The sequence below is a fragment of the Methanolapillus africanus genome (assembly GCF_032714475.1).
In the GTDB taxonomy this organism is placed as follows: domain Archaea; phylum Halobacteriota; class Methanosarcinia; order Methanosarcinales; family Methanosarcinaceae; genus Methanolapillus; species Methanolapillus africanus.
In genome coordinates this window covers 99,773-125,909 of the sequence record NZ_JAWDKD010000003.1, presented here as the reverse complement: position 1 = coordinate 125,909, position 26,137 = coordinate 99,773, and the positions used below count along the sequence as shown (strand labels likewise).

General features: G+C 44.6%; 23 protein-coding genes. 11 read left to right on the top strand and 12 right to left on the bottom strand.

Translation table 11 applies throughout. The features are described from left to right. Nucleotides 1–189: 189 nt before the first annotated feature. Both MsAg5_RS01100 and MsAg5_RS01095 read right to left on the bottom strand, forming a co-directional pair. Nucleotides 190–2,340, bottom strand: a complete 2,151-nt coding sequence (locus tag MsAg5_RS01100) for an S-layer protein domain-containing protein (RefSeq protein WP_338098800.1) — start codon at nt 2,338–2,340, stop codon at nt 190–192. 1,177 nt (nt 2,341–3,517) lie between these two features. Then, nucleotides 3,518–4,813, bottom strand: coding sequence for a hemolysin family protein (locus MsAg5_RS01095; protein WP_338098766.1), 1,296 nt, complete (start codon nt 4,811–4,813; stop codon nt 3,518–3,520). Between the two features lie 315 nt (nt 4,814–5,128). On the opposite strand from MsAg5_RS01095, the gene MsAg5_RS01090 reads away from it, so the two are divergent. The 4 genes from MsAg5_RS01090 to MsAg5_RS01075 all read left to right on the top strand — a co-directional run bounded on the left by MsAg5_RS01090 (nt 5,129) and on the right by MsAg5_RS01075 (nt 8,398). Beyond that, nucleotides 5,129–5,614, top strand: coding sequence for a metal-dependent transcriptional regulator (locus tag MsAg5_RS01090; RefSeq protein WP_338098765.1), 486 nt, complete (start codon nt 5,129–5,131; stop codon nt 5,612–5,614). Nucleotides 5,615–5,715: 101 nt separating this feature from the next. Beyond that, nucleotides 5,716–6,645 carry a metal ABC transporter solute-binding protein, Zn/Mn family gene (locus MsAg5_RS01085; protein ID WP_338098764.1) on the top strand — a complete coding sequence of 310 codons (930 nt, stop codon included), beginning with the start codon at nt 5,716–5,718 and terminating at the stop codon, nt 6,643–6,645. Between the two features lie 20 nt (nt 6,646–6,665). After that, the gene (locus MsAg5_RS01080) at nt 6,666–7,562 is read left to right on the top strand and encodes a metal ABC transporter ATP-binding protein (protein WP_338098763.1); all 897 of its coding nucleotides are present in this window, start codon (nt 6,666–6,668) and stop codon (nt 7,560–7,562) included. Further along, nucleotides 7,562–8,398 carry a metal ABC transporter permease gene (locus tag MsAg5_RS01075; RefSeq protein ID WP_338098762.1) on the top strand — a complete coding sequence of 279 codons (837 nt, stop codon included), beginning with the start codon at nt 7,562–7,564 and terminating at the stop codon, nt 8,396–8,398. Before MsAg5_RS01080 ends, MsAg5_RS01075 begins: the two co-directional genes overlap by 1 nt. A 113-nt stretch (nt 8,399–8,511) precedes the next feature. Here the strand turns inward: MsAg5_RS01075 and asd are convergent, their stop codons facing one another. The 3 genes from asd to priL all read right to left on the bottom strand — a co-directional run bounded on the left by asd (nt 8,512) and on the right by priL (nt 11,599). Continuing rightward, entirely contained in the window at nt 8,512–9,540 is a 1,029-nt protein-coding gene (gene asd / locus MsAg5_RS01070) for an aspartate-semialdehyde dehydrogenase (protein WP_338098761.1), read from the bottom strand. 237 nt (nt 9,541–9,777) lie between these two features. Beyond that, a complete protein-coding gene (locus tag MsAg5_RS01065) occupies nt 9,778–10,170 on the bottom strand; it encodes an MreA family transcriptional regulator (protein WP_338098760.1) in 393 nt (130 codons plus the stop codon). Between the two features lie 319 nt (nt 10,171–10,489). Further along, a complete protein-coding gene (gene priL, locus MsAg5_RS01060) occupies nt 10,490–11,599 on the bottom strand; it encodes a DNA primase regulatory subunit PriL (RefSeq protein ID WP_338098759.1) in 1,110 nt (369 codons plus the stop codon). A gap of 116 nt (nt 11,600–11,715) precedes the next feature. Here priL and MsAg5_RS01055 point away from each other — a divergent pair, with 116 nt between their 5' ends. Further along, a complete protein-coding gene (locus tag MsAg5_RS01055) occupies nt 11,716–12,135 on the top strand; it encodes a hypothetical protein (RefSeq protein WP_338098758.1) in 420 nt (139 codons plus the stop codon). A gap of 66 nt (nt 12,136–12,201) precedes the next feature. On the opposite strand, the gene radA is transcribed toward MsAg5_RS01055, so the two are convergent. Then, a complete protein-coding gene (radA, locus tag MsAg5_RS01050) occupies nt 12,202–13,179 on the bottom strand; it encodes a DNA repair and recombination protein RadA (RefSeq protein ID WP_338098757.1) in 978 nt (325 codons plus the stop codon). A gap of 369 nt (nt 13,180–13,548) precedes the next feature. Between radA and MsAg5_RS01045 the strand changes: the two genes are divergently transcribed. From MsAg5_RS01045 to MsAg5_RS01035, 3 genes are all read left to right on the top strand, one after another. Beyond that, complete coding sequence (locus MsAg5_RS01045) at nt 13,549–14,040, top strand: phosphopantetheine adenylyltransferase (protein ID WP_338098756.1); 492 nt, start codon at nt 13,549–13,551, stop codon at nt 14,038–14,040. A 102-nt stretch (nt 14,041–14,142) separates the two neighbouring features. Then, nucleotides 14,143–14,484, top strand: coding sequence for a hypothetical protein (locus tag MsAg5_RS01040; protein ID WP_338098755.1), 342 nt, complete (start codon nt 14,143–14,145; stop codon nt 14,482–14,484). Nucleotides 14,485–14,507: 23 nt separating this feature from the next. Beyond that, nucleotides 14,508–15,359: a TIM barrel protein gene (locus tag MsAg5_RS01035; RefSeq protein ID WP_338098754.1), complete on the top strand. Its 852-nt coding sequence runs from the start codon at nt 14,508–14,510 to the stop codon at nt 15,357–15,359. 759 nt (nt 15,360–16,118) lie between these two features. Here the strand turns inward: MsAg5_RS01035 and MsAg5_RS01030 are convergent. Then, the gene (locus MsAg5_RS01030) at nt 16,119–17,045 is read right to left on the bottom strand and encodes a DUF2238 domain-containing protein (RefSeq protein ID WP_338098753.1); all 927 of its coding nucleotides are present in this window, start codon (nt 17,043–17,045) and stop codon (nt 16,119–16,121) included. Nucleotides 17,046–17,253: 208 nt separating this feature from the next. Between MsAg5_RS01030 and MsAg5_RS01025 the strand changes: the two genes are divergently transcribed. After that, the gene (locus MsAg5_RS01025) at nt 17,254–17,574 is read left to right on the top strand and encodes a rhodanese-like domain-containing protein (RefSeq protein ID WP_338098752.1); all 321 of its coding nucleotides are present in this window, start codon (nt 17,254–17,256) and stop codon (nt 17,572–17,574) included. Between the two features lie 247 nt (nt 17,575–17,821). Further along, nucleotides 17,822–20,260: a DNA topoisomerase gene (locus tag MsAg5_RS01020; RefSeq protein ID WP_338098751.1), complete on the top strand. Its 2,439-nt coding sequence runs from the start codon at nt 17,822–17,824 to the stop codon at nt 20,258–20,260. Nucleotides 20,261–20,377: 117 nt separating this feature from the next. Here the strand turns inward: MsAg5_RS01020 and MsAg5_RS01015 are convergent, their stop codons facing one another. The 5 genes from MsAg5_RS01015 to MsAg5_RS00995 all read right to left on the bottom strand — a co-directional run bounded on the left by MsAg5_RS01015 (nt 20,378) and on the right by MsAg5_RS00995 (nt 24,636). Further along, on the bottom strand, nt 20,378–20,644 hold the full coding sequence (locus MsAg5_RS01015) for a thioredoxin family protein (protein ID WP_338098750.1): 267 nt from the start codon (nt 20,642–20,644) through the stop codon (nt 20,378–20,380). Nucleotides 20,645–20,791: 147 nt separating this feature from the next. Then, the gene (gene cofE / locus MsAg5_RS01010; protein ID WP_338098748.1) at nt 20,792–21,583 is read right to left on the bottom strand and encodes a coenzyme F420-0:L-glutamate ligase; all 792 of its coding nucleotides are present in this window, start codon (nt 21,581–21,583) and stop codon (nt 20,792–20,794) included. Nucleotides 21,584–21,811: 228 nt separating this feature from the next. Continuing rightward, a complete protein-coding gene (locus tag MsAg5_RS01005; RefSeq protein ID WP_338098747.1) occupies nt 21,812–22,693 on the bottom strand; it encodes a methylenetetrahydrofolate reductase in 882 nt (293 codons plus the stop codon). Nucleotides 22,694–22,762: 69 nt separating this feature from the next. Further along, a complete protein-coding gene (locus MsAg5_RS01000) occupies nt 22,763–23,374 on the bottom strand; it encodes a methylenetetrahydrofolate reductase C-terminal domain-containing protein (RefSeq protein WP_338098746.1) in 612 nt (203 codons plus the stop codon). A gap of 314 nt (nt 23,375–23,688) precedes the next feature. After that, nucleotides 23,689–24,636, bottom strand: a complete 948-nt coding sequence (locus tag MsAg5_RS00995; protein WP_338098745.1) for a hypothetical protein — start codon at nt 24,634–24,636, stop codon at nt 23,689–23,691. 274 nt (nt 24,637–24,910) lie between these two features. Here MsAg5_RS00995 and MsAg5_RS00990 point away from each other — a divergent pair, with 274 nt between their 5' ends. Continuing rightward, on the top strand, nt 24,911–25,624 hold the full coding sequence (locus tag MsAg5_RS00990) for a peroxiredoxin (protein WP_338098744.1): 714 nt from the start codon (nt 24,911–24,913) through the stop codon (nt 25,622–25,624). Nucleotides 25,625–26,137: the final 513 nt, after the last annotated feature.

Genomic DNA, 26,137 nt, shown 5'->3' with positions numbered 1-26,137 from the left:
ATGACAAATTTGAGAATTGGAATATTAAGTTAATTATCATTTTTCACAAATTTACCATCAAGCAATCACGATGCAATGATCATTGATTTGAAAAAGCAAAACAGAAAAGAGTAAACAAAAAATCACAGAAAAAAAAAGAAAAGTAGAAAGGATTTGAAAAATCCTTTCACTTAAACGAAGTCAGCTTAATTAGCTGTTCTTCGGCTTGTAGACTTTGAAGTAGTAGTATCCACCAGCAGCTGCGATGATGATGATCACAACGATGGCGATGATGTACCACATGTATTTAGACCAGAAGGATTCCGGTTCAGGTTCCGGTGTCGGAGTCTGGTTGGAGTCGTTCGGCTTCGGTGTGTCGTTAGACGGTGTGTCGTTGGACGGCGGTGTCACCGGGGTGTCGTTAGACGTGTTGTTGTCCGGAGTCGGACCGCTTCCATCAACTTCTGCGAGGACGTAGAAGTAGAAGTTCTTGTAGGTGTCGCTGTCAGCAGATCTGAGCCAGAAGTTGTTGACAAGGTTGGTGTTGGTGTCTTGTGAAACAGTGATGTCCTTGTTGGATGTGAAGGTCAAAACTGCCGGAGCATTTCCAACAACGCCGTCAAAGTCAAAGGAACCGAAGTTGTCATCGGTCTTAAGTTCTTTGGCGGTGCTGGCGTCCATGAGCCAGATACCCTTAATTTCAACAAGGCTGCTTTCAGTTCCCTGGAAGACCTGGCTGACGTGGAGTCTCATGACTTGGACATCCTTTTCATTGAGGAGTGTCACAGTGTAGAACCATGTCTTGGCATCTTCGTCGTCTGTGTCGGTGTTGATGATTGCGGTGTCAACGGATTTGCCGTCCTTGAAGAATTCAAGGTAGACTTTGTTACCGTTAACGTCGATCTGGTTTGCAACCACTGTGTAACCGTTTCCGAGGTCAAGGGATTGACCGGTGGACAAGGTGTATTTGTCGTTGCTGTCAAGGATGAGTTTGCTCATCTTGTCGGCTTTAAGGGTAGCATCCTCAGAGGAGTTCTTCAAGATGTTGAACGGAACATAAGATTCACCAAAGAGACCCATGACCCAGTAGTCGCTAGAGGACCAGTTAGAGTACTCGTAACCGACTTGGTCCGGAGTTGTGGTGTAAATTAAGTCGCCTTCAAGAATCTTTCCGTCAGTGCCTAAGAATTCTGCAGACAAGTTTTCTGTGGAAACATCAGCGTCAACGTTGTAGTAGAAGGCAGCGAAGTTTGTGAAATCATAGTCGTATGTAGCAATGACATTGTACGCGTTAACGGTACTTCTAATTTCGTATTTGCCCGGTGTGGTGTAGGTTTTGACGAAGTAGAACTTTGCGTCGCCGGCAGTACCATCGTAGTCTTTCTCAGTCTTCAAGACAATGCCTCTTCCGAGGTCGGTAGACATGTCAGCAGAGAGAGTTGTGTTGTTTGCATTGTAGGTAAGTTTGTCAGCACCGATTGCATCAGCTTCGAACTTTCCGTAGTCAACATCGCTCTTCACTTCGAAAGCTTGGTCGATGTCAGCAAGCCAGATACCTTTAATTTCGACAAGGCTGCTGGAGGTTCCTTGGAACACTTGGTTGATCTGAACTCTGAAGAATTGAAGGTCTTTTTCTCCGAGAGCATCTTTGTCAAGGACCCATGTCTTGGTGGTGTTGTTGGTGGTGTTGGTGTTGATAATTGCTGTGTCAACGGATTTGCCGTCTTTGAAGAGTTCAAGGTAGGCTTTGTTTCCGTTCACGTCAATTTGGCTGGCAACCAATGAGTAACCGTTTCCAAGGTCCAAGGATTGGCCGGTGGTTAAGGTGTATTTGTCATTGCTGTCTTGAACGAGCGGAGCAATTTTGTTTGCTTTAACGCCTTGTTGTGCAAGAGTTCCTGCCGGGTCATTTGCATCCGGGTCAGAGGTGTTGGCTTTGCTCAGAGCAACGTAGGGTTCTGCGAAGAAACCGATGATTGCATAGCCGTATTTGGCATCGACAGTAAGAGCGTTTGCCGGACCTTCTGTGTAGTTGCCCCAGCCGGTGTAGTCATATTGAACGAACACGGGGTGTGTTTCGTAAGAAATGTTGACTTCGTTGTTTTTTGCAGTTTTCTGAATAACGAGGGTTTCAGTAGATCTGTTGTTGTCAAGGTCGTAGTAAAGACCTGCCCAGTTTGAGGCATCGATGCCCCATGCATTACCAGCACCCGGAGCAACGAAGCCCGGAACGGTAGTATCATAGTTATATACTGCTAATTGGTAGTCAAGAATTGTACTTCTAACATCGACAGAGGTCGCCGCAGATGCGGTTCCTGCGAGGGCGAGAAGAACAACTAATGCAACCAATAAGTGTTTCATTTGCATTGTATTTTTCCTCCATAATTGATATGGTAAGCACCGGAACGAGGTCTTTTGAGATCGGTTTGATTCAAAAGATGTTATCGGGCTTGGACAGGAACGCCCAAAGCACGATACTCCACGGTACCCGAGCTTATACAGATGGTAGAACTGATAAATGAGGTATTAAACTTTTGCGGTCATTTATATAGAAAAGGGGCGAGAATTACACTTTGAAACGATGGTTAAGTCGATAATCGACGACAGAACTTTTGACGTTTGGGCGTGTGATTTGAAGCATGAAATGACCGATATGAAAGGATTATAATTTTTGAGAGGGGGACCGATTGCGAATTTTGAAATGATTTTGGAGATTTTTCGACGAAATTGCCCAAAAATCATAATTTTTGTCGAAAAAATGTCGACAATTTGTTTTCGACGAATTTTTTCTGTTTTTGAATTAATAAGTTGATTTTTTAATTATTTGTTTATTTTTGGAATTATTTTGATTCACTTTTAAATTTTTGAAGAATATGAATTTGAACCCGACCATTTGTTTTCATCCGCAATACCGGGAAGCAGAGAATATTTGAACTCGGCAATTTGTTGGCGTCCGCCGGATCGAGAGGCGGAGAATATTTGATCGGCAGGAGTAAATTGCCAATTAAAATGAAAAGGTTTTGACACTATATATTATTTGGGAGCAAGCCGTTGGAGGCGGAGAAATAAAAATATCTAACGACATTTGAGAAGTGTTTTCAGGAACATGAGATGGAATGAAAATTCAGTTGTGCGGAAATTCCGCACAACTGATCCTGATGGCGAAAATGAAATTTATTTATTAAAATGAAAACTGAAAATAAAAATATCTAACGACATTTGAGAAGTATTTTCAACAAGAGAAGAGGGGATGAAAATTCAGTTGTTCGGAATTTCCGAACAACTGAATTCGATAGCGAAATTTAGAACGAGATAGAGAACAAAAGATGTGACCCCGGCAATTTATTTTCATCCGCGTACCGGGAAGCGGAGAATATTTGGCCACGACATTTTGTTTGCGTCCGCCGGATCGTGAAGCGGAGAATATTTGAGTAAAAAACAACCAAACCCGGTTGTAATTTTACTGCAAAATAAATTAACATGGCCGGATTATAAATACTTAACTTTATTTCAAAGTTAAAATTTAATTGAAATATATTTAATTCGAATCACTTTTTTCATCCGTCCGCGTCACAATCACTTTGTCGATCCGGGCCAAATCCATGTCCACGACTTCAATTTCATAATTGAGCCAAGGGAATTTGTCGCCGGCGCGCGGCATCTTTCCAAGTTTGTCGAGAATAAAACCGCTCAGCGTGTTGTATGGATATGTATTATAATAATCCTGCAAGTCAAAGTAGTCCAAAAATTCATAGAATGGGTATTGGCCGTCGATGATCCAGGAGTTGTCGTCGCGCTGAACAATTTCGAAGTCATCCAAAGACGGACCGGCGGACACGTCGCCGACGAGGGCTTCAAAAATGTCGTTGATGGTTGCAATGCCTTGGATGGAACCGAATTCGTCCGTGATGAGCGCATATTGAATCTTTTGTTCCTTGAAGTTGTCCAAAACCGACAGAATCGTCATGTTTTCCGGCAAAAAATGGGCGGGGCGAATGCTGTCCGACAATTTGAAATTTGAATTTTTGAGCTTGCCGACCAAATCTTTCAGAAGGACGACGCCGACAATATTTTCAATATCGCCGTCCGCCACCGGATACACCGTGTACGGCGTTTTCTTGATGATGTCAAACAGTTGATTGGCGTTTGTGGACAAATCGATCCAAATGATATCGTTTTTGTGCGTGATGAGCGAACTGATTTTCCGGTCGTTGAGACTGAAAACACGCTCGACCAAATCCTGTTCGGTTTCATCGATCACGCCGACCTCAAACCCTTCTTGGAGAACGGCTTTGACGTCTTCTTCCGTGGCGCCCGAACTGCGCGGCTTGATGCCCAAAATCCGGGAAACAAATCCGGAAGACGCGGAAAGCAGCCACACAAACGGCGACATAATTTTCGACAGCGCGATCATCGGCGCCGCAATGATTCCCGATATTTTTTCAGGACTCGAGAGACCGAGACGCTTGGGCACGAGCTCGCCGAGAACCAATGTGAAATACGTGATCAAGAGAACGATGACCAACGACGAAATCGGTGCGGCGTAAGGCGCAAGACCCGGAATCATCGCCACATAAACGGCCAAGTCGGCGGAAATCGTCTCGCCGCCGAAAAGACCGGCAAAGATCCCGACGAAAGTGATGCCGATTTGGACGGTCGACAAAAAGCGGTCCGGGTTGTTGGAGAGAGAAAGCGCGCGTTTAGCGCCGGCATTTCCTTTTTTCGCTTCGGTTTCCAAGCGGGATTTACGGGCCGAAATGACCGAAATTTCCGACATGGACAAAAAACCGTTGATCACAATCAAAACAAAAATGATGATAATCTCAAAGAACATAGGACTTGAACTCCAAAACCGAACCGGAACGGAATGTGATGATATGATGAAAGGAATAAAATTGTTGGCCGTGATTTAAAAATAACAAACGATATCAATAAAGTGTCATAAAGTATAATCGTAAAGATAGTTAAGATTGATAAGTTAAATAGTTTATTAAAAACACACTCATTTTTTACAAATTCACCGGCACAACATCTTTTTTTAAAAAACAACAATCTTTTAAAAAATAAATTTTTCCGTAATACCAAATTTCTGACATATTTTTTGCAAAAAAACAAAAAATATATAAATCAAAAAAACAGATTTAAGCCTATGTCAGAAAACGAAACAAATAACGGTTTTCAAATAACCGGCTTGGAGCTCAGCCCCCGAAAAGCCGCTTATCTCAAATACTTACTCACCCGAACCGATGCCGTCCGGACATCCGAGATTTCGGAAAATTTCGACGTTGAACCGTCAACCGTGACCAAATTGATCAACGAGTTGGCCGAAGAAGGGTATATCGACCACATCCCGTACAGAGGCGTCCGCCTGACGGAAACCGGAAAAATTTACGCCGAATTCTGCCTCAAACGCCATCAAATCTTAGGACTTGTCTTCTCCCACTACGGATTATCCCCGGACGCCGCCTGCGAAGAAATCACCCGGTTTGAGACTTTTGTCTCCAAAAGCGCAATCGATACCATTTGCGCGTCCATGGGGCACCCGACAACCGCCTCCTGCACCGCCCCCGGCGAAATCAAACAAATCAAACACATTTCATGTTTGGACGACTGTAAACTTCACAATCATCTCTGAAAACAGAAATTTTTGGCATAATACCAAAAAAATTAGATATAATCTAAATTTAAGAATTTGAAAATCACAATAATCAAATAAAAAATAACGGAGGACTCATTTTGAAAAAAACATCTCAGCTTTTATGCTTGCTTCTTATTTTACTGATTCCGCTTGCCGCTGTTTCCGGCTGCCTGGACAATGCGGACGACGACCACGGCCACGGCGGAAATGCCACATACACCGCCCTCAATGAATCCGCCCTGACCCAAATCAAATCCGGTGAAAAAATACTGGTCGCCGTCAGCGTTGTCCCGCAAACCGAATTTGTGGAAAAAGTCGGCGGCGATAAAGTCATTGCCGTATCTATGATTCCGCAAGGCGCCGGGCACCACTACGACCCTTCCCCGCGTCAAATTCAAGATTTGTCCAACGCCGACATGTATGTGACGCTCGGTTCCGGAGAAGTTTTTGAAACCACGCACATGAGCTCGTTTACGCAACTCAATCCGAACATGACGATCGTCAATTCATCCGTCGGCGTCGACCTCATCGTCAGCGGAAACAGTACCGATCCGCACATCTGGACGTCGCCGAAAAACGCGCAGATTATGGTGAAAAACATTTGCGACGGACTGGTGGCATTAGATCCGGAAAACGCGGCTTATTATGAACAAAACCGGGACAGCTATTTGAAAGAACTGGAAACGCTGGACACGGAAGTCACAACTGAACTTTCCGACCTCAACAACCGGAATTTCATGGTTTACCACCCGGCCTGGAGTTATTTCGCCAAAGATTACAACTTGAATCAAATTGCCGCCGAGATTGACGGAAAGGAACCGACGCCGAAAACGTTGTCAAAGTTCATTGACCTGGCGAAAGAAAACAACATCACAGTTATTTTTGTCCAAGAACAAGTCAGCAAAACCAGCGCGGAATCCATCGCACAAAGCGTTGGCGCCGAAGTTTTCGTCGTTGACCCGCTGGCAAAAGACTACGTGAACAACACAAAATACGTTGCGCACGCCTTAGCTGAAAATCTATCATAAAAAAAGAGATAGGAATAAGTATGCAGCCTGCAGCTTCTCAAACAAATCCCCCGGCAAAACCAATCCTGGACGTCAAAAATCTATGGGTCCGCTACGATTCCCAAATCGTTTTGGAAGACGTCGGCCTGACCATCGGCGGTCCCGGCGAAATTTTAGGAATCATCGGCCCGAACGGCGGCGGAAAGACGACGTTTTTGAAAACAATCCTGGGGCTCGTTAAGCCATCCAAAGGAACTGTTGCCGTTTTCGGCGACGCGCCCGAAAAAGCCCGAAAATATATCGGCTACGTGCCCCAATACAGTAAATTTGATTACGAGTTTCCGATCAGCGTTCTTGAAGTTGTTCTCATGGGACGGCTCAAACATGCCGGGCTTTTTCGCCGTTATTCAAAAGAAGATAAAGAGGCTGCATACGAAGCCCTTAAAACCGTCGGCATGCTGGATTTCAAAGACAAGCAAATCGGCGAGATTTCAGGCGGCCAGCGCCAGCGTGTTTTTATCGCGCGCGCCTTGTCAAACCGTCCGAAATTCCTATTGATGGACGAACCTAACACCGGTCTCGACACATTCATGCAAGAAGAATTATACAAAATTCTGGAAGAACTCAAAAAAGAGATGGCAATTATCGTCATCAGTCACGACATCGGCGCCGTTTCCGCCCACATGGACAAAATCGCGTGCCTCAACAAAAAACTGTTTTTCCACGACAGCAAAGAGATGTCCAAAGACGACTTCGTCGCCGCCTACGGCTGTTCCATTGATTTGGTGGCGCACGGCGTCCCACACCGTGTTTTTGACAGCCACGCTTACGCGCACGGCAGCCACACGCATTCAGAATGCGGATGCAGCACACCGATCCAACTGAATAAAACAGATCAATCAAATAATACGGACCAAAAGAAGCCGGAGGAGAAATAATGTTCGAAATATTCGGATACGAATTCATGCAGCGCGCCGTTTTGGCCACCATTTTAACATCCCTCGCTTGCGGCGTGATCGGCGTCTACATCGTCACCAAAAAAATCGTGTTCATCGCCGGCGGCATCTCACACTCTTGTTTCGGCGGCCTCGGCCTCAGCTTTTATTTGGGACTCAACCCATTGATCGGTCTTTTGCCGTTCAGCGTTATTTCCGCCCTAACGCTCGGGATTCTCAGCAAAAAAACAAAAGTATCAGAGGATACTGCTATCGGTATCTTGTGGTCCCTCGGCGTCGCCGTCGGTATTATTCTCATCTACCTGACACCCGGATACGCCCCCGATTTAATGACATATTTATTCGGAAATATCTTGACCGTTCCGGCTTCCGACATTTGGCTGATGGTCGGCATCGACATTGTCATTCTGCTGACGGTTGTTTTGTTTTACAAAGAATTCTTAGCCATGTGTTTTGATGAGGAATTTACCAAAGTCACCGGCGTTTCCGCAGACGCTCTGTATTTGATTCTCTTGGCGTTGATTGCGTTGGCCGTCGTTGCCATGATCAAAGTAGTCGGCATCATCCTCATCATCGCCATGTTGTCCATTCCGGCCTCTATCAGCCGAAAATTCTCCCACAACATGAAAACGATGATGATTTATTCAAGCGTGATCGGCGCAATTCTCAGTTTCGCCGGCCTGTATTTGTCCTATGCCTTTGATTTGCCGTCGGGCGCCGTCATCATTATGGTGATGGGAACCGTGTATTTGGTGATTTCCGGCGTTTCATACCTGCGCCAAAAAGTAAATCAGAAGAAGTTTGCGGCAGACTTCTGATGTAAAATATTGAGCCGGCGCTGCGCGAGGGCGTGTCCCACGCGCGCGTTACGACAATCATTTTTGAAAAACGAAAAGAAAAACGACCGGTTTAAAAAAAGAAAAGAAAAAGGTTACAAGTAACCTTTTTTGTGCAGAAGTTCAGCGTTTAAAACACTGGCGCCGGCAGCGCCGCGGATGGTGTTGTGACCAAGCGCAACGTAGCGGATTCCTTCACGGATCCGGCCGACGGAAACACTCATGCCCTTGCCCATGTCACGGTCAAGGCGCGGCTGCGGGCGGTCTTTTTCATCCCGGACGATAATCGGATGTTTGGGTTCGGTCGGCAAGTGCGACAATCCCGGATCGAATTTTAAGAAAGCGTCGCGGACTTCTTCCGGTTTGGGTTTGGATTTGAGGTCGGCCCAAACTGATTCGGTGTGCCCGTCAATGACCGGCACACGGTGGCAGGCAGCGCTGACTTTGAAGTTGGCGTTGTTGACTTTTTGGCCGTCGAAGCTGCCGAAAATTTTCAAAGTTTCGGTTTCAATTTTTTCTTCTTCGCCGCCGATGAACGGAACAACGTTATCGTAAATGGACATCGCGTAAACGCCATTGTATCCGGCGCCGGAAATGGCCTGCAGGGTGGCGACGTTGATGTTTTGAATACCGAATTGGAGAAGCGGTTTTAAGGTGACCGACATCATAATGGTCGAACAGTTCGGATTGGTGATGATGCAGCCGTCCCATTTGCGGTTTTTCTTCTGAACGTCGATCAAGCCGAGGTGTTCGGGATTGACTTCCGGAATCACGAGCGGAATATCTTGTTCCATCCGGAAAGACGACGCGTTGCTGGCCACGACAAAGCCTTCTTTGGCAAAAGCCGGCTCGATCGTCATCGCCAAATCGGCAGGGAGAGCGGAGAAAACAATGTCCGCGTCAATATTTTTCGGGTCGATCGGAACCACGGTCAGGTCGGAGACGCTGTCCGGAATTTCGGTGCCGACCTTCCAGTCCGCAACATCCGCATACGCTTTTCCGGCGCTTCTTTCGGAAGCGGCCAGCGCCGAGATTTCAAACCAGGGGTGGTTGTTCAAAACTTGAATGAAGCGCTGTCCGACGTTGCCGGTTGCGCCTAAAATGCCCACTTTAATTTTTGCCATAACGAAGCCTCAAAAATATCATTTTCCTAAAAAGGTATTTAATTAAAAATAATGGACAATATAACGGTTTCGCTGATTCAGAAAAAATGGGGCGTCCAAAAAAGCAGAAGAAAAATGAAGAGCATAAACGAGATGAACAACGATATATAATAATAGATTCAATCTAATTAAATACAATACTAATATTTTTATAAAAATGAAAATCAATAAAAAAGCGCGCCCGACGCCGGGAAAGATTTAATGATTGCTGTGAAGAATATCTTTTATTTTTTGGATTTTCGCAATGGATTCCTGGGAATTGTGATAAATAATTTCTTCATAATATTCAAAAATCCGTTCCAAGGGAACACAGAGGGAATAGACATGAAGCGGACGTCCCCTTCTGTTTAATTTCATCAGCTTTCCGGTGATCCAGGAATGTGATTTCATAAATGAAATCGCCAAACTGATTTCCGGTTGCCGGAGTCCTGTCCCGATTTCAATATCCCGGGAGGACGCTTCTTTGACGTTTAAGAGAAATGTCAAGGTCAACGCAACACTTTTTTGTATGCCGAGCGTTTTCAAGTGGTCAACAAACAACAGGTCTTCTTCATCCAATATCTTAACTTCGCACTCTTTCAAAGAGATCACCCCACCGGTATCTTATTTAAATCACTCAAATATTATTTTTTTATACATAAATTATAATAATGAATTAGATTTATTAAATTCATATTATAATTAATGAAAAATATAGAATTCCAATTTATTTATAATTAGCCTAAAAATCTGAATAAAATCGAATTATTTTAGGCAGAAATATCAAGAACCGCTATTGCATTTAAACGATTCGAAATTATCAAAATCGAAATATTTAAATAGAAGATTCGAAAAAAGTTATTTTTTATTAAAGAGATAATGAAATTGAAAAAAGCCATAAAAACAAAAGAGAGAAATCAAATCGAGCGGCTCAGACATTATCCGGTTTACTATTTTCATCCGAAACGGATTGACCGGCTTCTGTTTGATCAGCTTCGGTTCGAGAGAGCCCGGCCAAAGCTTCCTCATCTTTTCGCTTAAAGAAAACTTTACGTTGATAATACCCGAGCGGATGATTGATTTTTTCACAAGTTTTGTCTTTGCCCACGCAATTGCCGTACGTGATCATCGTGGCGCAGGCCGGTGTTTTGTACTCGTTGCCGGCAATATGTTCCACTTGGTAGCGCGTTTTTTCTTCGCTGAAGTCAGGCGAGATGTTAAACAACTGAACAACGTCGTCGGCTTTCATGCCGATATTCAGAAGAAACGACACCAGCGCAAAACGCATGGAGTGCGCCAAGTTAACGCCGGACTTAACGTCGGTAATCGCCTTGTTGATGCAGGGCGGGAAAATGTTGAAGTCGACTTCTCCGAAATCCGTCTCCCCCATATCTTTTCGTTTCAGTTCGTACTGCTGTTTTAAATCGGCGACGTAGGACGCACACTGTTCCTGAATTTCATCCGGAATGTTCGGAATCGGAAGCGAATGTTCTATTTTTTTTCGAATGGCTTCCTGTAAAAGACGGGCAAATTCGTCCCGGTGAATGGTAACAAATCCGTTTTCCAACCGGCGGTTCACCAATTTCCAAGAAATATCTTTGAGCGACAAAGAGTAGCGGATGTAGTCGGAAAAATAAATATGGATGCGAACGCCGTCATCATTTGCCGTAATATCGAAATCTTCACCGGCCTCAAGCAAAAATTCGGGATTTTTGTCGGCCATTTTCCGAAGAACCTCATAAGCCGCTTTCGCTTCCGAAAGCGCATATTTCCGAATGAGCGCCGATTCGCCCACACAGGAAACCAAGATTCGGGCGTACGGATAGGAGAGGAGCTCATTGAGGATTTCGCGGTCGGACCCGAATGACGCCGGTTTTGAGATTTCGCCGTCCATCGCTTCCGCCACACGTGAAAAACCGCGGCGGCGCGCATCATGAAAAGCCCGCTCCGTGAGAAGAGACGTCAACGAAAAGTCAAGCTCCTCGACATATCGCGACGACGCGTTTAAAAACGGAAACAAGGCAAGGTCTTCGGGGGACATAATAAACTCATTAATTGAATTGAATTTCACTTTCATTGGATTTTGAATTATATAAAAGATGAGGATGACTTTTTATAAAATTTTAAAAGAACGACAACGGACTGTTTTTGCAGGTTTTGCCTGCAAAAATAGAGACAGACGATGCAGTTGGAGGGAAGCAACAGGTGTATTGTTGGAAACAGTTGCGGTTATCGGAACAAGTAACCGGTGTATTGTTGGAAACAGTTGCGGTTATCGGAACAAGTAACCGGTGTATTGTTGGAAACGGTTGCTGTTATTGGAACAAGCAACAGGTGTATTTTCAGTTATTTCGCAGCGCAGCCACCACAAAAAAGAAACTGCCCCTCATTTTTGATGAATCGTGTAAGCCATCCCGATTAAACAGACGCGTTTCGCGTCTGTTTAATCGGAATCCTAAAAATGAGAAGGAAGGAAAGAGAAAACAAACAAAAAAGAACGGACGGCTCAATGAGACCGAGTTGAAAAAAGCAGATCGAATAAAGAATGAAAACAAAAAAACAGAAAATCAAGGGTGATGGAACGAAAGTAACAAAATGATTTTGTTACTTTCGCCGATGGAGAAAAAATAAGATTCAAACAAATTATGCGTCGACCACACCGTCTTTTGTCACGGAAAGGACGGCTTCGCCTTCCGGCAGGTTCGGGGAGTCAATTAACTTAACGACGCGTTTGTCGCCTTTGGATTTACGGATGTACAGGCGGAATGTCGCCGTGTGTCCCAAAATGTGGCCACCGATCGGTTTTGTTGGGTCGCCGAAAAAGACGTCGGGCTTGGACATGACTTGGTTCGTGACCAAAACGACCGCGTTGTTCAAATTCGCAAAGCGTTGAAGGCCGTGCAGGTGTTTGTTTAATTTTTGCTGGCGGTCGGCCAGCGTGCCGCGGCCGATGTATTCGGCGCGGAAGTGCGCGGTCAAGGAGTCGACGATCAACAGACGAACCGGACGTCCGGAATCTTTGAGTTCGTTCGCCAAATCAAGGGCAGAGTCAACCAACAGAATTTGGTGGTTGGAGTTGTAAGCACGAGCAACGTGAATATTTTTCAGAATTTCGTCGGCGTCGAGTTCCAAGCCGAGTTCGTTGGCGCGGCCTTCGACCATTTGCTTAATCCGGTCAGGGCGGAACGTGTTTTCCGTGTCGATGATGATGACAGAGCCGTCAAGACCCCCGTATTCTTCCGGGAGCTGAACATTGACCGCCAGCTGGTGGGCGACTTGTGTTTTTCCGGAACCGAATTCCCCGTAAATTTCCGTAATGGACTGGCTTTCAATGCCGCCGCCCATCAATTCGTCGAATTCGGAACAGCCGGTTTTAATGCGTCCGATGTGCAGGCGCCGTTCAAAAACCATGTCGCCGGTTTCAAAACCGCCGATGTCGGCCGCCTGCCGTGCCGCCGCAATAATCTTGGCGGCCGTCGCTTCGCCGATGTCGGCCGAAGTTCCAAGCTCGGCCGGAGACGCGACCGCAATCGCCTCAATCGTCGCAAATCCCGCTTCTTTTAATTTTTCAGCCGTTGCCGGACCGACGCCGGGCAAGTCTTCCAAAAGCATTTCTGTCATAATTCAATTCTCCTGATAGATGCACAGTTTTATTCTTTAATTAATTATGTTAAACGAAGTCATTCATTCACCGGGTGCATTCGTTACCCCCTAAAACGCCGACTCCTTATAAATAGTTCAAGTGAGCGCAGTGAAAGTAATCCAAAAGTTCCCGCCTAAAAGGACAAACGCTAAAAAAATCAACGTCTATATCTGCCTTTTTTAATAATCCTGATTCAGATTTATTTCAAAAATATTAAAGTCAAAAAATGAATATCAAGAAAAAAACCAACCAAACAAAAAAGGAAAGAGAAAGGAAAGGAGAAAATAAAAAGCAAAAAAGGAAAGGGAAAGCAAAAGATTATTTAATACCCGCATCGTTTTCGGTTCATGGTCAAAGTTGTTTTGGGCGGAACATTTGAGTACCTCCACGCCGGCCACTCCCGATTGATAGACAAAGCTTTTTTAATTTTAAAAGAGTCGGGCGGCGGTCTTGTTCACATCGGACTCACATCGGACGAAATGGCCGGAAAAAAGAATCACGCCGTTTCGGATTATGCCGCCCGGAAACACGAACTTGAAAAATACACATCCTGTCTGATTGAAAAATACAATCTGCCGAAAGATTGCTGTTTCATTTCAAAAATAGACGACCCCATCGGTCCGGCCGCCGCCGGAGATTATGATTATATCGTCGTGTCGCCGGAAACACGCAAAGGCGCCGAAAAAATCAATCAAATCCGAAAAGAAAACGGCCTCCGGGAAATTCAAATTTGCGAAGTGAAATTCGTAATGGCCGACGACGAAATTCCGATCTCGTCAACCCGGATTTACAAGGGCGAAATTGACAAAAAAGGGCGAATTCAAAATAAAAAGCAGTGATTAAAAGTAAAGATTAAAAAGCAATTGTTAAAAAGCAATTATTAAATAGAAGAATTCCCCTGAAAAATAACAACCAATCTATAAAAATATCGGAGACACAACATGGGACGCAAATTTTCGGATCTTGACCGCCAGATTTTTCACAAACTTGCCCCGGAAACCGGCGGAAACGCCGACTCAGGCGCCGGCCATGAATTCCCGTTTATTCTCCGGCCGATTTCCCACCGGTTTGCGGAGGACGCCGACGATTTCCGGGAACGGCTTGACCGGCTGGACCCCGAAGAAGTTTCTTATTTGGCCGACCTGGTTTTGGCGAACCAAGAAGAAGTCATGAGTTTGGATGACGACGACCGCGACAGTTTTTTTGATTTGGTCGAAGAGAAAGTGTCGCCGGAAAAAAGAAAAGAAATCGTCCGGCACCTCGGTATCGTTGACCGCCGGTAACAATCACAGACGAGAGAACAATTATGACCGCAGCGAAAGCCAAAAAATACGACAAATTACTGTTCGGAACCGCCGGCGTTCCCATCAGTTCCAAAAAAACGGATACGATTTCCGGCATAAAGCAAGTGCGTGCCTTGGGATTGGACTGCATGGAACTGGAGTTCGTTCACGGCGTCCGGATGAGCGACAAAACCGCCGCCGACGTCAGCGCAACCGCCCAAGAAAATAGCGTGGCGCTCAGCGTTCACGGTCCATATTATATTAATTTAAACGCCGTTGAAGCCGACAAATTGACCGCCAGCGTTGAGCGGATTTATGAATCCGCACGCGTCGGAAACCTGTGTTCGGCGCAAAACATCGTCTTCCACCCGGCTTTTTACCTCAAAGACGATAAAAAAATCGTCTATGACCGCGTTTTCAATCTGCTCAAAGAGCTGCGCGCCCGTTTGGACGATGAAGGCATTCCGGCCGTTCTGCGCCCGGAAACCACCGGCAAAGCCACGCAATTCGGAGATTACGATGAACTGATTTCCATGTCGGCCGGACTGGATGGCGTTTTGCCGTGCTTCGACTTTTCACACATCCACGCCCGCGACGGAAAACACAATACTTACGAAGAATTCACCGCCGTTTTTGAGAAAATCGAAAACGAACTCGGAAAAGACGGCCTCCTCACCATGCACTGCCACATTTCAGGCATCGAATACACCGCCAAAGGAGAGCGCAACCACCTCTTTTTGGACGAATCGGACATGAATTACCGTGATCTGATGAAAGTGTTTAAAGAATTCGGCGCCGCCGGAACCATCATTTGCGAAAGCCCGAACATCGAAGCCGACGCGCTTCTTTTGAAAAAGACGTATGAAGAAATGTAATATTCTTTTTTATTTTTCATTTTCATTTCGATCAATTTTGTTTTTATTTTAAAGCAGGAGATGAAGTTTGGCAATTTATGAAAGTTGGTGCCATATCGCGCGCGCCGGCACAGCGCACAAATTGCAGCCGCGTGGCACCTGTTCCGAATGTTATCCCGCAAGTTCAGACCTCTGAACGCCGAAGGCGTGAAGAGGGCGGAACTTGGCGGATTGCTGTCAAAATAAGATGAAATTGGGAGCAGCTACCCCATTTTTTGAGATACTGTATTGCACCTGCAGTTAACTATTTTTAAATTCCAACTGCATCTGCAGTGAACTATTTTTAGATTTCAGTTTGAATTTATTGTTTCTAACAATACACATATTTCCTGATCCGATTTGCACCTGCTGTTCGCTATCCGAATTGTATCCGTTCAGCGATATCCGTAAAATACAAACGCTATCGCGTTTGATTTTACGGGATGGTTTGTTTGGGAAGTTGGAACAAGCAAAATCAAACTTTCCGCGACCGAAGGGAGCCGTTTGCGAAGCAAACTTACAGAAATAGACACCCACCGCCTTTGAAAAATTCCGAGCACAGCGACGGAATTTTTCGGTTGATTTTACGGGCTGATTTACTTGAAATTTAAAAAAACGACCTTCTGCTTTTCAAAAACGCAAACAAAAATGTATGCCGTGACGCGCGCGCATGCCGATCGCCAAAAATGAAAAAAAAAAAAAAAAAAAAAAAAAATGATAATTGGAAAAAATGTTTTCCAATCATTTTTTAGAAGATTTTTCAGGTCTGGAACCGTATTTCTTCTCTTTGATTTCCGTTTCATTTTCCGTATTTCTCAACCGCTTTCCTTCCATGAACGGTTTGCCGCGGATCAAGTAGAAATAACCGATCGCTGAAACAAAAAAAGCGCCGATAGCATCCACAATCAAATCTTCCATCGTGTCAATGAGGCCGGCCCCTTGGTAAATTTTTCCCGTCATGTAAAGCGAAGGATCTTGATCCCAGCACTGCATCGTGGTTCCCAAAAACCAATCGAACGAATATTCCACAATTTCCCACAATGCGCCGACGGCAACCGCAAACGTAAAAGAGAAAATGGCCACGTAAAACGGATTCAAATGAAAACCGCAGTTTTTAGAATCATTCAGCGCCGACGTGAGCGCAAAGGCGATCAATCCGAGAATCACACCGGAAATGACGTGAAGCATCATGTCCCACCAGGCGAAGCGTTCGAAAAACCCGAGCCCTTGCCCCAAAAACGAACCGGCGAAAATAAACAAAACAATCGCAATGACCAGCCATGGGTCGGCAACGAAATTCATCTTTTTCTGAACAAAAGTCGGCAGAGACAAATAAACCAGCGTCGCCACCGTGAAGAACATGAAGAAAAATTCGTTTTCGATATACTCGTCCAGAGTCAGCTCATCGCCAAATCCGACAATGTAGCGGTAAACAAACATGAGAATGCTGAAAATCAAAACCAGAATCAAGCCAATCCGGATATATTTCATAATCCGCGGCTCAATGATTTCATCCACATAATAATCGTCGTCATCCGCCGGATCACAAGCGCACGCGCAAGATGGATCGCTGCGTTTGCCGCGTCCGCCATCCGGTTCATTTTTTTCCGGCAGGCCGGACGTCTCCGAACCATTTAAACCCGTTTCATTTTTATCGTTTTCCGCCATTTTTATCCCTATCTGTTATAACTAAAAATAAACCCTTGTCTACTGAAAACCCATAAAATAATATACGATAAAATATAATATTATAAATGATATAAATCATACAAATTTTATTTAAAATAACTGTTCTCAAATATAAAATCAACTATAATTCAAACCATATTTGACATTCATAAGAATAGAAAAATTCAATTCAATCAGAGGGAAAAACATGACTGTAAAAGTACTTCCGCCGGCTGAAATTCAAAAATTGATCACTGAAAAAAGCGTCAATATTATCGATGTCCGAACACCGCAGGAACGCGCCCAAGGCTACATTCAAGATTCGGTCCATATGAATTTCAACAGCCCGGACTTTGAAACAAAACTCAAAGCATTGGACAAATCCAAACCGGTGATTTTCTATTGCCAATCCGGCGTGCGCGCCGGAAGAGCTGCCGCGGCGGCTGAAAACGCCGGATTTTCCGAAATCTATTCGATTGAAGGCGGAATCAGCGGATGGAATTCTAAAAAGATGCCGATTGTCTATTAAATGGGTGAGTGATTCACCCATTGATTCTGATTTACTTTTATTTTTTTGTTTTTTATTGACACAATGTGTTTTTCTTTTTTCCGAAAGCCCCCGCATCGGGATCACGCGCGCGAACGGCGGCGCCAAAAACATCTGCCGCTTATTTTTGGATTCATTCGACCACGATTACATTCACCTCGCTTGAATTACCTTTTTAACCTATCAATGCTTTAATCCTTCAATATTTTATCATTCAGGATTTTCAAAAATGACTGTCGTTGCATTTGCCGAAAAAAACAAAGCGGCCGAAGAAATCGCCAAAATTTTGGGCAGCGGCAGCTATTCTCAAACCCGCGTCGACGGGGCGGCCGTTTACAAATTCAAACGCGACGGCGAAGATTGGCTTATTACGGGACTCGCCGGCCACATCATGGGTTACGATTATCCGGAAGAATACAACCGCTGGAACGAAGTCGATCCGGGCGTGCTGTTAGACGTCGATCCGCAAAAGTTCGTGACGAAGGAAAATCTGGCAAACGCGATTGAAAAATTATCCAAAAACGCGCATCTGATTATTCTGGCGTGCGACTACGACCGTGAAGGGGAAAACATCGGCTTTGAAGCCAAAGAGCTGGCTGAACGGGTGTCAACCGCCCCGATTAAACGGGCGCGCTATTCCAGTTTTTCAAAAGCTGAAATTGAAAAAGCATTTGACCACCCCGGCGAGCCGGACACAAACCTTGCAATGGCCGCCGAAACCCGTCAAATTTTAGATTTAAAAATGGGCGCCGCATTCACACGTTATGTGACGTTATCCGTTCGCGAAAAAGCGTACACGAAAGAAGTGCTGTCCATCGGTCCCTGCCAAACACCCACCTGCGGTTTTGTTTACGACCGGGAAAAAGCGATCCGGGAATTTAAACCCAAAGACTTCTGGAAAATCCTCGCCGATTTTGATACAAATGAAGACACACCGACCGAAATGATTGAAACCGACGGGGCGGACGGGAAAACAAAACCAAAACGGACAAAAAAAGCCGAATCGGACACGCAGTTTCAGGGAACGCACCGCTCCGGACAAATTTCCGAAAAAGAAAAAGCGGACGAGATATTCAAACAAATTAAAGGCGAGAGAAAAGCCGTCGTCGACAAAAAATCCGTGAAAGAACAAAGCTTAGCGCCGCCGGTCCCGCTGAACACCACCGAATTTTTAAAACGAGCCTCCTCATTCTTAAACATCAGTCCGGAGAAATCGCTTGAAATCGCAGAGCAGCTATACCTCTCCGGCTTTACCAGTTATCCGAGAACGGAAACAAACATGTACGCACCGGATTTTGAATTTATGCCGATTCTGTCGGACCTGATCAAAAATCCGTCTTATTCCAAAACAATCGAACAGCTGATTCGGGAAACGGGCGGAAAAGTCGTTCCGAAAAACGGACCCAAAGACGCCAAAGACCACCCCCCGATTTATCCGATCCGGGGCGCAACGCAGTCCGATGTGGAAAAAGTAGTAAGTTTGCCGGGTGCCTATCCGGTTTACGATTTGATTTGCCGCCATTTTATCGCCAACTTAATGCCGCCGGCCGTTTTTGAAAAGACAAAACTGGACATCAAAATCAAAGACGAACTCTTCGACGTCACCGGCTCCATGAAAAAATCAAGCGGTTGGCTGTCGATTTACGATTACGAAACAAAAAAGGACAAAATGCTGCCTCAAATGGAAGAAGGCGACGTCCTGTTTGTCAAAAAAATCCAAAACATGTCGTCAAAGACCGCACCGCCGAAAAAATTAATGGAAAGCGAACTGCTGACGCTGATGGATAAAAACGGCATCGGAACCAAAGCGACGGCGCCGACGCACATTGAAACAAACAAAAAGCGCGGCTACTTTGAAACGTCCGGCAAGACCATTTCGATTTTGGACAAAGGCTACATGTTGATGGAAAGTTTGGACACGGCCGTCCCGATTGTGATTCGCCCCGAAATCCGCTCCCAGATCGAAAATTTGATTCAGGATGTGGAAGACGGCAAAATCACCATGAATGACGCCCTTTTGAAAGGAACCACGCTGATTAAAACAATGTACGGCGACTTAACGGCCAACAAAGACCGTTTGGTTCAAAAACTGGCCGGCAGCATCAAAAGCGAAGCGGCGGAAAGCGACAAAAAGAATTACGTCGGCGTCTGTCCGGTTTGCGGCAATGCGCTGCGGCTCATTACCACCGACAACGGACGATTCGTCGGCTGCGTCGGTTACCCGGATTGTTCGCAGACGTATCCCGTTCCGAAAACCGGCGCGCTCACATTTTTACGGTCCAAAAAGTGTCCCAAAGGCGGCGTCGCCGTCATGGACGTCGGCAAAAAATACAACTGGGCGGTCGGTGTTGGTCCGTGTTTTAACTGCGATCAAAAAGATGTTTGCGACCCGCCCGAAACCGTCGGTACGTGCCCGAAATGCAAAGACGGTCAAATGGTTTTGGTGCGCCTGTCCGATAACCGGTTTTTATCCTGCTCCAAGAAGTGCGGGCATACGCAGTCAATTCCGAAAACCGGACGGCTGACCGTTCTGGATAAAAAATGCGATGTTTGCGGATGGAATTTATTCAAAAATAAAGAAGCGGACAAGGAAGAAATCGAATTTTGCGCGAATCGGAGATGCCGGGCGATCGGGCTTAAAAACGAGCAGCAAAAAGACAATCCGTGATTTTTGACGGCAGCGGCGGCCGCATTCATAAACACAGGCGGCGGCGATTTTAACAAAACAAAAAAGATCAGAAAATAACCGACCGGAATAAAAAAGTAAAAACGGGAAAATATCAAATTAAAGATACTTTCCAATTTCGGTTTCTAATTTTTCCTTGGATGAAACACCGACGAAGCGGCTGACTTCTTTGCCGTCCACCAAAACAACCAGTGTCGGAACGGCATGAATATTGAATGCCCGAGCCATGTCGGGCAATTCGTCAATGTCGACGACTCTGAAATTCACTTTGTCGGCATACTTTTTCTCTAATTCATCAAGAATCGGTTTTTGCATACGGCAAGGACCGCACCAAGTTGCTGAAAAATCAATTAATTCTAAACTCATCGTTACCACCCTTTTGATTCATGTTTTTTATTATAAATAATAATGAATAATAAAGACTAATCATAGATAAACTTTTTTGAAATTAGACTGTTATCCGTTTTGCTTTTTGATTTGTTTCGATTCGTTTTCAGCGTATTTTTTAACAGTTCATTTATTTTTCAAGATACCGAGATACATACAGTCGTCGGCCGGGATTGTTTCCACGCCGATGGCCTCCGGATTCATGACGGCAAACGAATTTCGGACCAAGGCAAACGGAACACATTCACCGCATTCGCCCATGACCGCTTCGGCGGCGGACGCTAAAATATCGGCAACCGCAATGCGTGTAATATGAAGCGGTTTTCCGAACAAATCCTTTTCGCCCCGTTTATCCGTCACGGCGTCAAATCCGGCGGCGCCGATGGCAACGCCCGTACATCCGAGACGCAGCGGCTGCGTTCGGCTGTCCGCAACAATCACGCCGACCTGTTTACCGAATTTTTGAAAAATAGATTTCACAATCTGTTGAGCGCTTTTCGACGGATCTTCCGGATACAAAATAACGGAACCGTCCGGCGCGTTTGAATTATCAATACCGGCGTTCGGACACAAGAGACCGTCCCGAAGCGTCAGCAAAACGCCGTGAACGCCGCCGTAAACGACATCGGATTCCTGCAAAATCAATTCGATTTCGCGCGCGTCAAGCCCGGTTAAACCGGCATACTTTTCGGCAACGGCTCCGAGACGAACGGAATCTAAAGAAACGACCCGGTTTTCAGCGGTAGCCAAAGCCGATTCGGCGACGACCAAGACGTCGCCGTCTTCAAAATTCAATCCGGCCGTGTTGAGCGAATCACATAAAATATTAAAAATATCATCGTGCGGATGAATTAAAGCGCTCTTCAATCCGAAAATCATAAGCGGGGAAATTGAAGAGGAAGAGGCGTCAAAAGGCATAATTTAACAAGTCCTAATTATTGGAATCTGAATCCAAACTGAAGAAATAACACATGACAAATAACAAACAAATGATGAATAATAACAAATGATGAATAATAACAAATGATGAATAAATAATAAACGAACAATAAACAGAAATGACAACAAATGAAACGTCAAATCAACTTTAAAACAATGACGGCGAAAAAACGGTTATTTTAAAAAGTTGGTTCATTTCAAAAAGGTTCACTCCAAAACGCCGGCTTTTTGAAGAACAAGTTTGGTGTTGGTGTGCGGTCCGACCGGCATCATGTGAACGCCCCGGCAGATGGATTTTAACTTGTAAATGAGTTCGGCGGCAATGAGTATTCCTTCTGCTTCCGGGTTTTCGGCGCATTCAATCCGTTCCCGAATGTCGGCCGGAATGGAAATGCCGGGAATATGATTGTTCATATAGTCGGCCATTTTGATCGACCGGATCGGAATAATACCGGCCAGAATCGGAATATCGTAAACGTTGATTTTTTCCAAAAATTCCTTGAATTTTTCGATATCGAAGATGGCTTGCGTTTGAATAAAATCCACGTCAAACAGCAATTTTTTCTCCAATTTCATCAATTGAAGGCGTTCATTCGGATCGGCATTGGACACAACCCCGACGCAAAACGCCGGACTTTTGTTGAGCCGGCTGCCGGACATGTCGGCGCCTTCCTTCATTTGGCTGATGGTTTTCAGCAATTGAACGGAATCCAAATCGTAAACGGCTTTCGCTTTCGGATGGTCGCCGGTGGCCGGATGGTCGCCGCTCATCACCAACAAATTCGAAATACCGAGCGCGGACGCGCCCAGCAAATCGGCCTGAAGACCGATCCGGTTCCGGTCCCGGCACGTCAGCTGCATAATCGGTTCGTAGTTTTTCTCAACCAGCAGACGGGAAAAAGCCAAAGACGACATGTGCATTGTGGCGCACTGGTTGTCGGTTACGTTGATGGCGTCCGCAAACGTATGAATCAGTTCCGCGTTTTTGAGCGGCGCGGAAACATCAGTGCCTTTCGGCGGTGAAACCTCGCCGGTAATGAGGAATTGATCCGAAAGGAGTTTTTCATGAAATTTGCTTTTTAAGACCATGGACGTCAACCAAAGTTGTTGTTGAAGAGTAATCAAAACAAAAATTTAAAAATATGAGAAACAAGCCGCTTAAAGAGAATGGTCTTTCGGCGGTTTAATTTTCGTCAAAATCGGAAGCGTATGAAGCGTATCCATCTTTTTTTCAATCAAGTACCAAACGCATTCGCTCGTCTTGGACACTTCACATTTTCCGTTCTTGGACCCGCCGCACGGACCGTTGATCTGAGATTTCGGACAGCAGGCGTTCGGGCAAATACCGCTGTAATCGCCAATGTTGCAGTCGCCGCAAAGCGTACACAAATGGTCGATGGACGCGGACCCGATTTGTCCGCCGAGGGACAAAGTGTTATTGGTGCCGGTCACCGGAACATCGATTAAAGATCCGATAACGGATGTGCCGCTGCCGCAGCCCATAACCAAAATGCAGTCGGCTTCTTTTATTTTGTTGTTTTTTTCCGCCAAAGAATCGAAGGAGCGGACGCTGCAAGCAGCGGTCGGAAGAGCCCAGCCAATGACATGATAGCCGGCGCCCGTGAGATAATCTGAGAGGGCCAAAACCTCCGGCTCACCGCCGGTTTTCATTTTCGCCGCGCAGACGTTACATCCGATGATGAAGATCCGTTCTTTTCCGTCCAAGAACGGCAAAATCTCATCAATCGGCTTCGCTTTCGTAATAATCATAAATTTAAAGAACCTCTGTTTTTCGTTTTGTGGGCTGTAACAGCCAAGGAGCGATATGATTTCTGGAATTCGCAAAAAGAGAAAAAGAAAAATCGCTACGGTATATAATAGGACTTTTTTCTATATAAACTCAAAGGAAAGATTAATATTATAAAAATAAAAAAAGAAAAAATTAAATTATAAAAATAAATTTAGATTTATTTAGTTCAGTTTGAATTTATTTGGTTTCAGGATTCAATTTTAATTGATCATGATGCTGCGGACCGGATGACAAAATCGGACTGAACAGTTTAATGGTTTGAACGGTTGGTAAATTACCAACCCAGTTCTTTCACAATTTCGGCCGGATCTTTACCTTTGAGTCTTTCATAATCGGCACAGCTCATAAAGAAGGGACCGTACGGGACGTCATCATCACTGTTACCGTATTCATCCAATACGCGATAGAATTCTTCCAACGTCATATTGTCCAGTAATTCCTGAACTTCTTGGAGAAAATCCTCTCCCAAAACGTCTTCTTCTGATTCTGCTTTGATCCGATATTGACCAGTCGTTTCATGGATTTCATTTTTTACATTTTCCATTTTTGTCCGCCTCCTTTTCCCATAAATTTTCTCTTTTAGAATCATAAATTTAAGACATTTACGGATAATTTCTAGTGATATATAAACTTTAGTCTTATTTTGGAACAGTCCGGTGTTTTTGACGCAATAAATTTTATAAGGCATATCCAAATGAAACCGATTTAAATCATGGCGATTTCCAAACTTATAGAAATTTGTTGTTAAAACAAACATATCATATTGATTCATGACAGCTGAATGATCATATAAATAGTCATAAATCGAAAAATCTTTTAACTCGGTTTTCATTTCATTTTTTTGTTGGAATTTTTTATAAGCTTTGGCGACAATTTCTTTGTTTTTTGGATTATCTAAATCCAAATATCGAATATCTTGAAAAACAACGGATATAACACCAAATTTCATTTCAAAATATTTGTGAATTTCACGGCAAAAGTCAGAGTCAATATCAGACTCAGCATTTTTTTCGCAGGCAATCGTTTCAATTTTTTTTGAAATATCGCCGCGGATCATCCACCAAACGGCGTACATTTCGTTGTCAAAAAAATAAACGCCTTTTCCTAAATGTAATGAGCTTTTGGTTGAAACTGTAAAATTATCTTGAAGAATTTTCGCTGCATTTTCTTTAGTTGTTCCATGATAAAGCTCACCGGTGAATCGGTGAACAGATGCAAACATGTTTTTTGAAAAATGAAAGGACATTTGATCATCTCCAATATTAAACAGCAATTGGCTTTGTTGTTAAAGATTTTTATTTTTTCAAAATCGAAAAACATATATATGAAAGGAAATCATTTTTGAAAACGACAACATGAGCAGCATTAAGAGGATAAAGAGGACTGTCGGAGTATGTTCAGTAAATGTTAAATAATTTTAATAAAAAGATTTAAATAAAATTCAAGAGATTATACTTTATTAAAAAAACGACACCCAAAATAATCAGGTGACAAAAATGACAGAAGAAAATAAATGTGATTGCGGTTGCGGATGCAGCTGCAGCGGCGTTTCGCTCCCGTTAATCGGCGACGACGCCCCGGCTTTTAAAGCAGACACGACGAACGGCCCGATGAACTTCCCGGAAGATTACAAGGGAAAATGGGTCATTTTATTCAGCCATCCGGCTGACTTCACCCCGGTGTGTACCACCGAATTTATTACTTTTGCGAAAATGGCGGACGACTTCTCCAAACTCAACGCCGAGCTTATCGGTCTTTCCATCGACAGCATCACGTCTCACATCGCGTGGCTCAAGGAAATCAAAGACAACATCGAATACAAGGGTTCAAAAGGCGTGGAAGTGAAATTCCCGGTCATTGCCGACATTAAGATGGAAGTCGCCAAAAAATACGGCATGCTCCAGCCCGGTGCCTCCGACACAAAGGCCGTTCGCGCGGTTTTCATCATCGACCCGAAAGCCAAAGTGAAAGCCATCCTTTACTATCCGATGTCGGCCGGACGCAACATGGAAGAAATCAAACGCCTTCTCCAAGCGCTTCAGAAAAATGCCGCCGACAACGTGTCAACGCCGGCCAACTGGCAGCCCGGAGACGATGTCGTCATGGGCGCGCCGTCGACCTTCAAGGAAGCCCAAGAACGGGACGGCTGGAAGTCCGACAGCACCAAAAACTGCGCTTCTTGGTTCCTTGTGACCAAAAAGTGCGACTGAATTTGTAATCGGAAATTCTTTTCCGATTCTTTTTTTATTTTTTGGCGGGCGGCATGCGCGCGCGTTACGGCGACACTTTTTCATTTTGGCGTCAAGCGAAAAGATTCCTCGATTTTTCTTTTTGAATCAAGTAAGCGAATCTTTCGTGTTCCTTTTTGTATCAAACAAACCATCCCGCTTAAACAGACGCTTTGCGTCTGTTTAAGCGGATATCGCAGAGCGGGAAGATGCAGTCGGAAACTTCAGATACAAAAATGAGCAAAGCAATGTGTGTATTGTTGGAAACGGTTACTGAACCGGATCAGGAAAAAACTGTATTGTTAGAAACAGCTGCTGTAAAACGGATCAGAAAAAGACTGTATTGTTGGAAATAGTTGCTGAAAACCGGATCAGAAAAGACTGTATTGTTAGAAACAGCTGCTGTAAAACGGATCAGAAAAAACCTGTATTGTTGGAAACAAATGCTGCAAAATCGGATCAGGAAAAAACTGTATTGTTGAAAACGGTTGCTAC

Excerpts from the sequence above, each read along its gene's own strand:
- cofE (WP_338098748.1), bottom strand. The coding sequence starts at position 21,583 with ATGCCTTTTGACGCCTCTTCCTCTTCAATTTCCCCGCTTATGATTTTC.
- MsAg5_RS01035 (WP_338098754.1), top strand. The coding sequence starts at position 14,508 with ATGACCGCAGCGAAAGCCAAAAAATACGACAAATTACTGTTCGGAACC.
- MsAg5_RS01095 (WP_338098766.1), bottom strand. The coding sequence starts at position 4,813 with ATGTTCTTTGAGATTATCATCATTTTTGTTTTGATTGTGATCAACGGT.
- priL (WP_338098759.1), bottom strand. The coding sequence starts at position 11,599 with ATGTCCCCCGAAGACCTTGCCTTGTTTCCGTTTTTAAACGCGTCGTCG.
- MsAg5_RS00995 (WP_338098745.1), bottom strand. The coding sequence starts at position 24,636 with ATGTTTGCATCTGTTCACCGATTCACCGGTGAGCTTTATCATGGAACA.
- MsAg5_RS01015 (WP_338098750.1), bottom strand. The coding sequence starts at position 20,644 with ATGAGTTTAGAATTAATTGATTTTTCAGCAACTTGGTGCGGTCCTTGC.
- MsAg5_RS01040 (WP_338098755.1), top strand. The coding sequence starts at position 14,143 with ATGGGACGCAAATTTTCGGATCTTGACCGCCAGATTTTTCACAAACTT.
- radA (WP_338098757.1), bottom strand. The coding sequence starts at position 13,179 with ATGACAGAAATGCTTTTGGAAGACTTGCCCGGCGTCGGTCCGGCAACG.
- MsAg5_RS01030 (WP_338098753.1), bottom strand. The coding sequence starts at position 17,045 with ATGGCGGAAAACGATAAAAATGAAACGGGTTTAAATGGTTCGGAGACG.
- MsAg5_RS01020 (WP_338098751.1), top strand. The coding sequence starts at position 17,822 with ATGACTGTCGTTGCATTTGCCGAAAAAAACAAAGCGGCCGAAGAAATC.
- MsAg5_RS01025 (WP_338098752.1), top strand. The coding sequence starts at position 17,254 with ATGACTGTAAAAGTACTTCCGCCGGCTGAAATTCAAAAATTGATCACT.
- MsAg5_RS01005 (WP_338098747.1), bottom strand. The coding sequence starts at position 22,693 with ATGGTCTTAAAAAGCAAATTTCATGAAAAACTCCTTTCGGATCAATTC.
- MsAg5_RS01080 (WP_338098763.1), top strand. The coding sequence starts at position 6,666 with ATGCAGCCTGCAGCTTCTCAAACAAATCCCCCGGCAAAACCAATCCTG.
- MsAg5_RS01075 (WP_338098762.1), top strand. The coding sequence starts at position 7,562 with ATGTTCGAAATATTCGGATACGAATTCATGCAGCGCGCCGTTTTGGCC.
- MsAg5_RS01000 (WP_338098746.1), bottom strand. The coding sequence starts at position 23,374 with ATGATTATTACGAAAGCGAAGCCGATTGATGAGATTTTGCCGTTCTTG.
- MsAg5_RS00990 (WP_338098744.1), top strand. The coding sequence starts at position 24,911 with ATGACAGAAGAAAATAAATGTGATTGCGGTTGCGGATGCAGCTGCAGC.
- MsAg5_RS01100 (WP_338098800.1), bottom strand. The coding sequence starts at position 2,340 with ATGAAACACTTATTGGTTGCATTAGTTGTTCTTCTCGCCCTCGCAGGA.
- asd (WP_338098761.1), bottom strand. The coding sequence starts at position 9,540 with ATGGCAAAAATTAAAGTGGGCATTTTAGGCGCAACCGGCAACGTCGGA.
- MsAg5_RS01045 (WP_338098756.1), top strand. The coding sequence starts at position 13,549 with ATGGTCAAAGTTGTTTTGGGCGGAACATTTGAGTACCTCCACGCCGGC.
- MsAg5_RS01090 (WP_338098765.1), top strand. The coding sequence starts at position 5,129 with ATGTCAGAAAACGAAACAAATAACGGTTTTCAAATAACCGGCTTGGAG.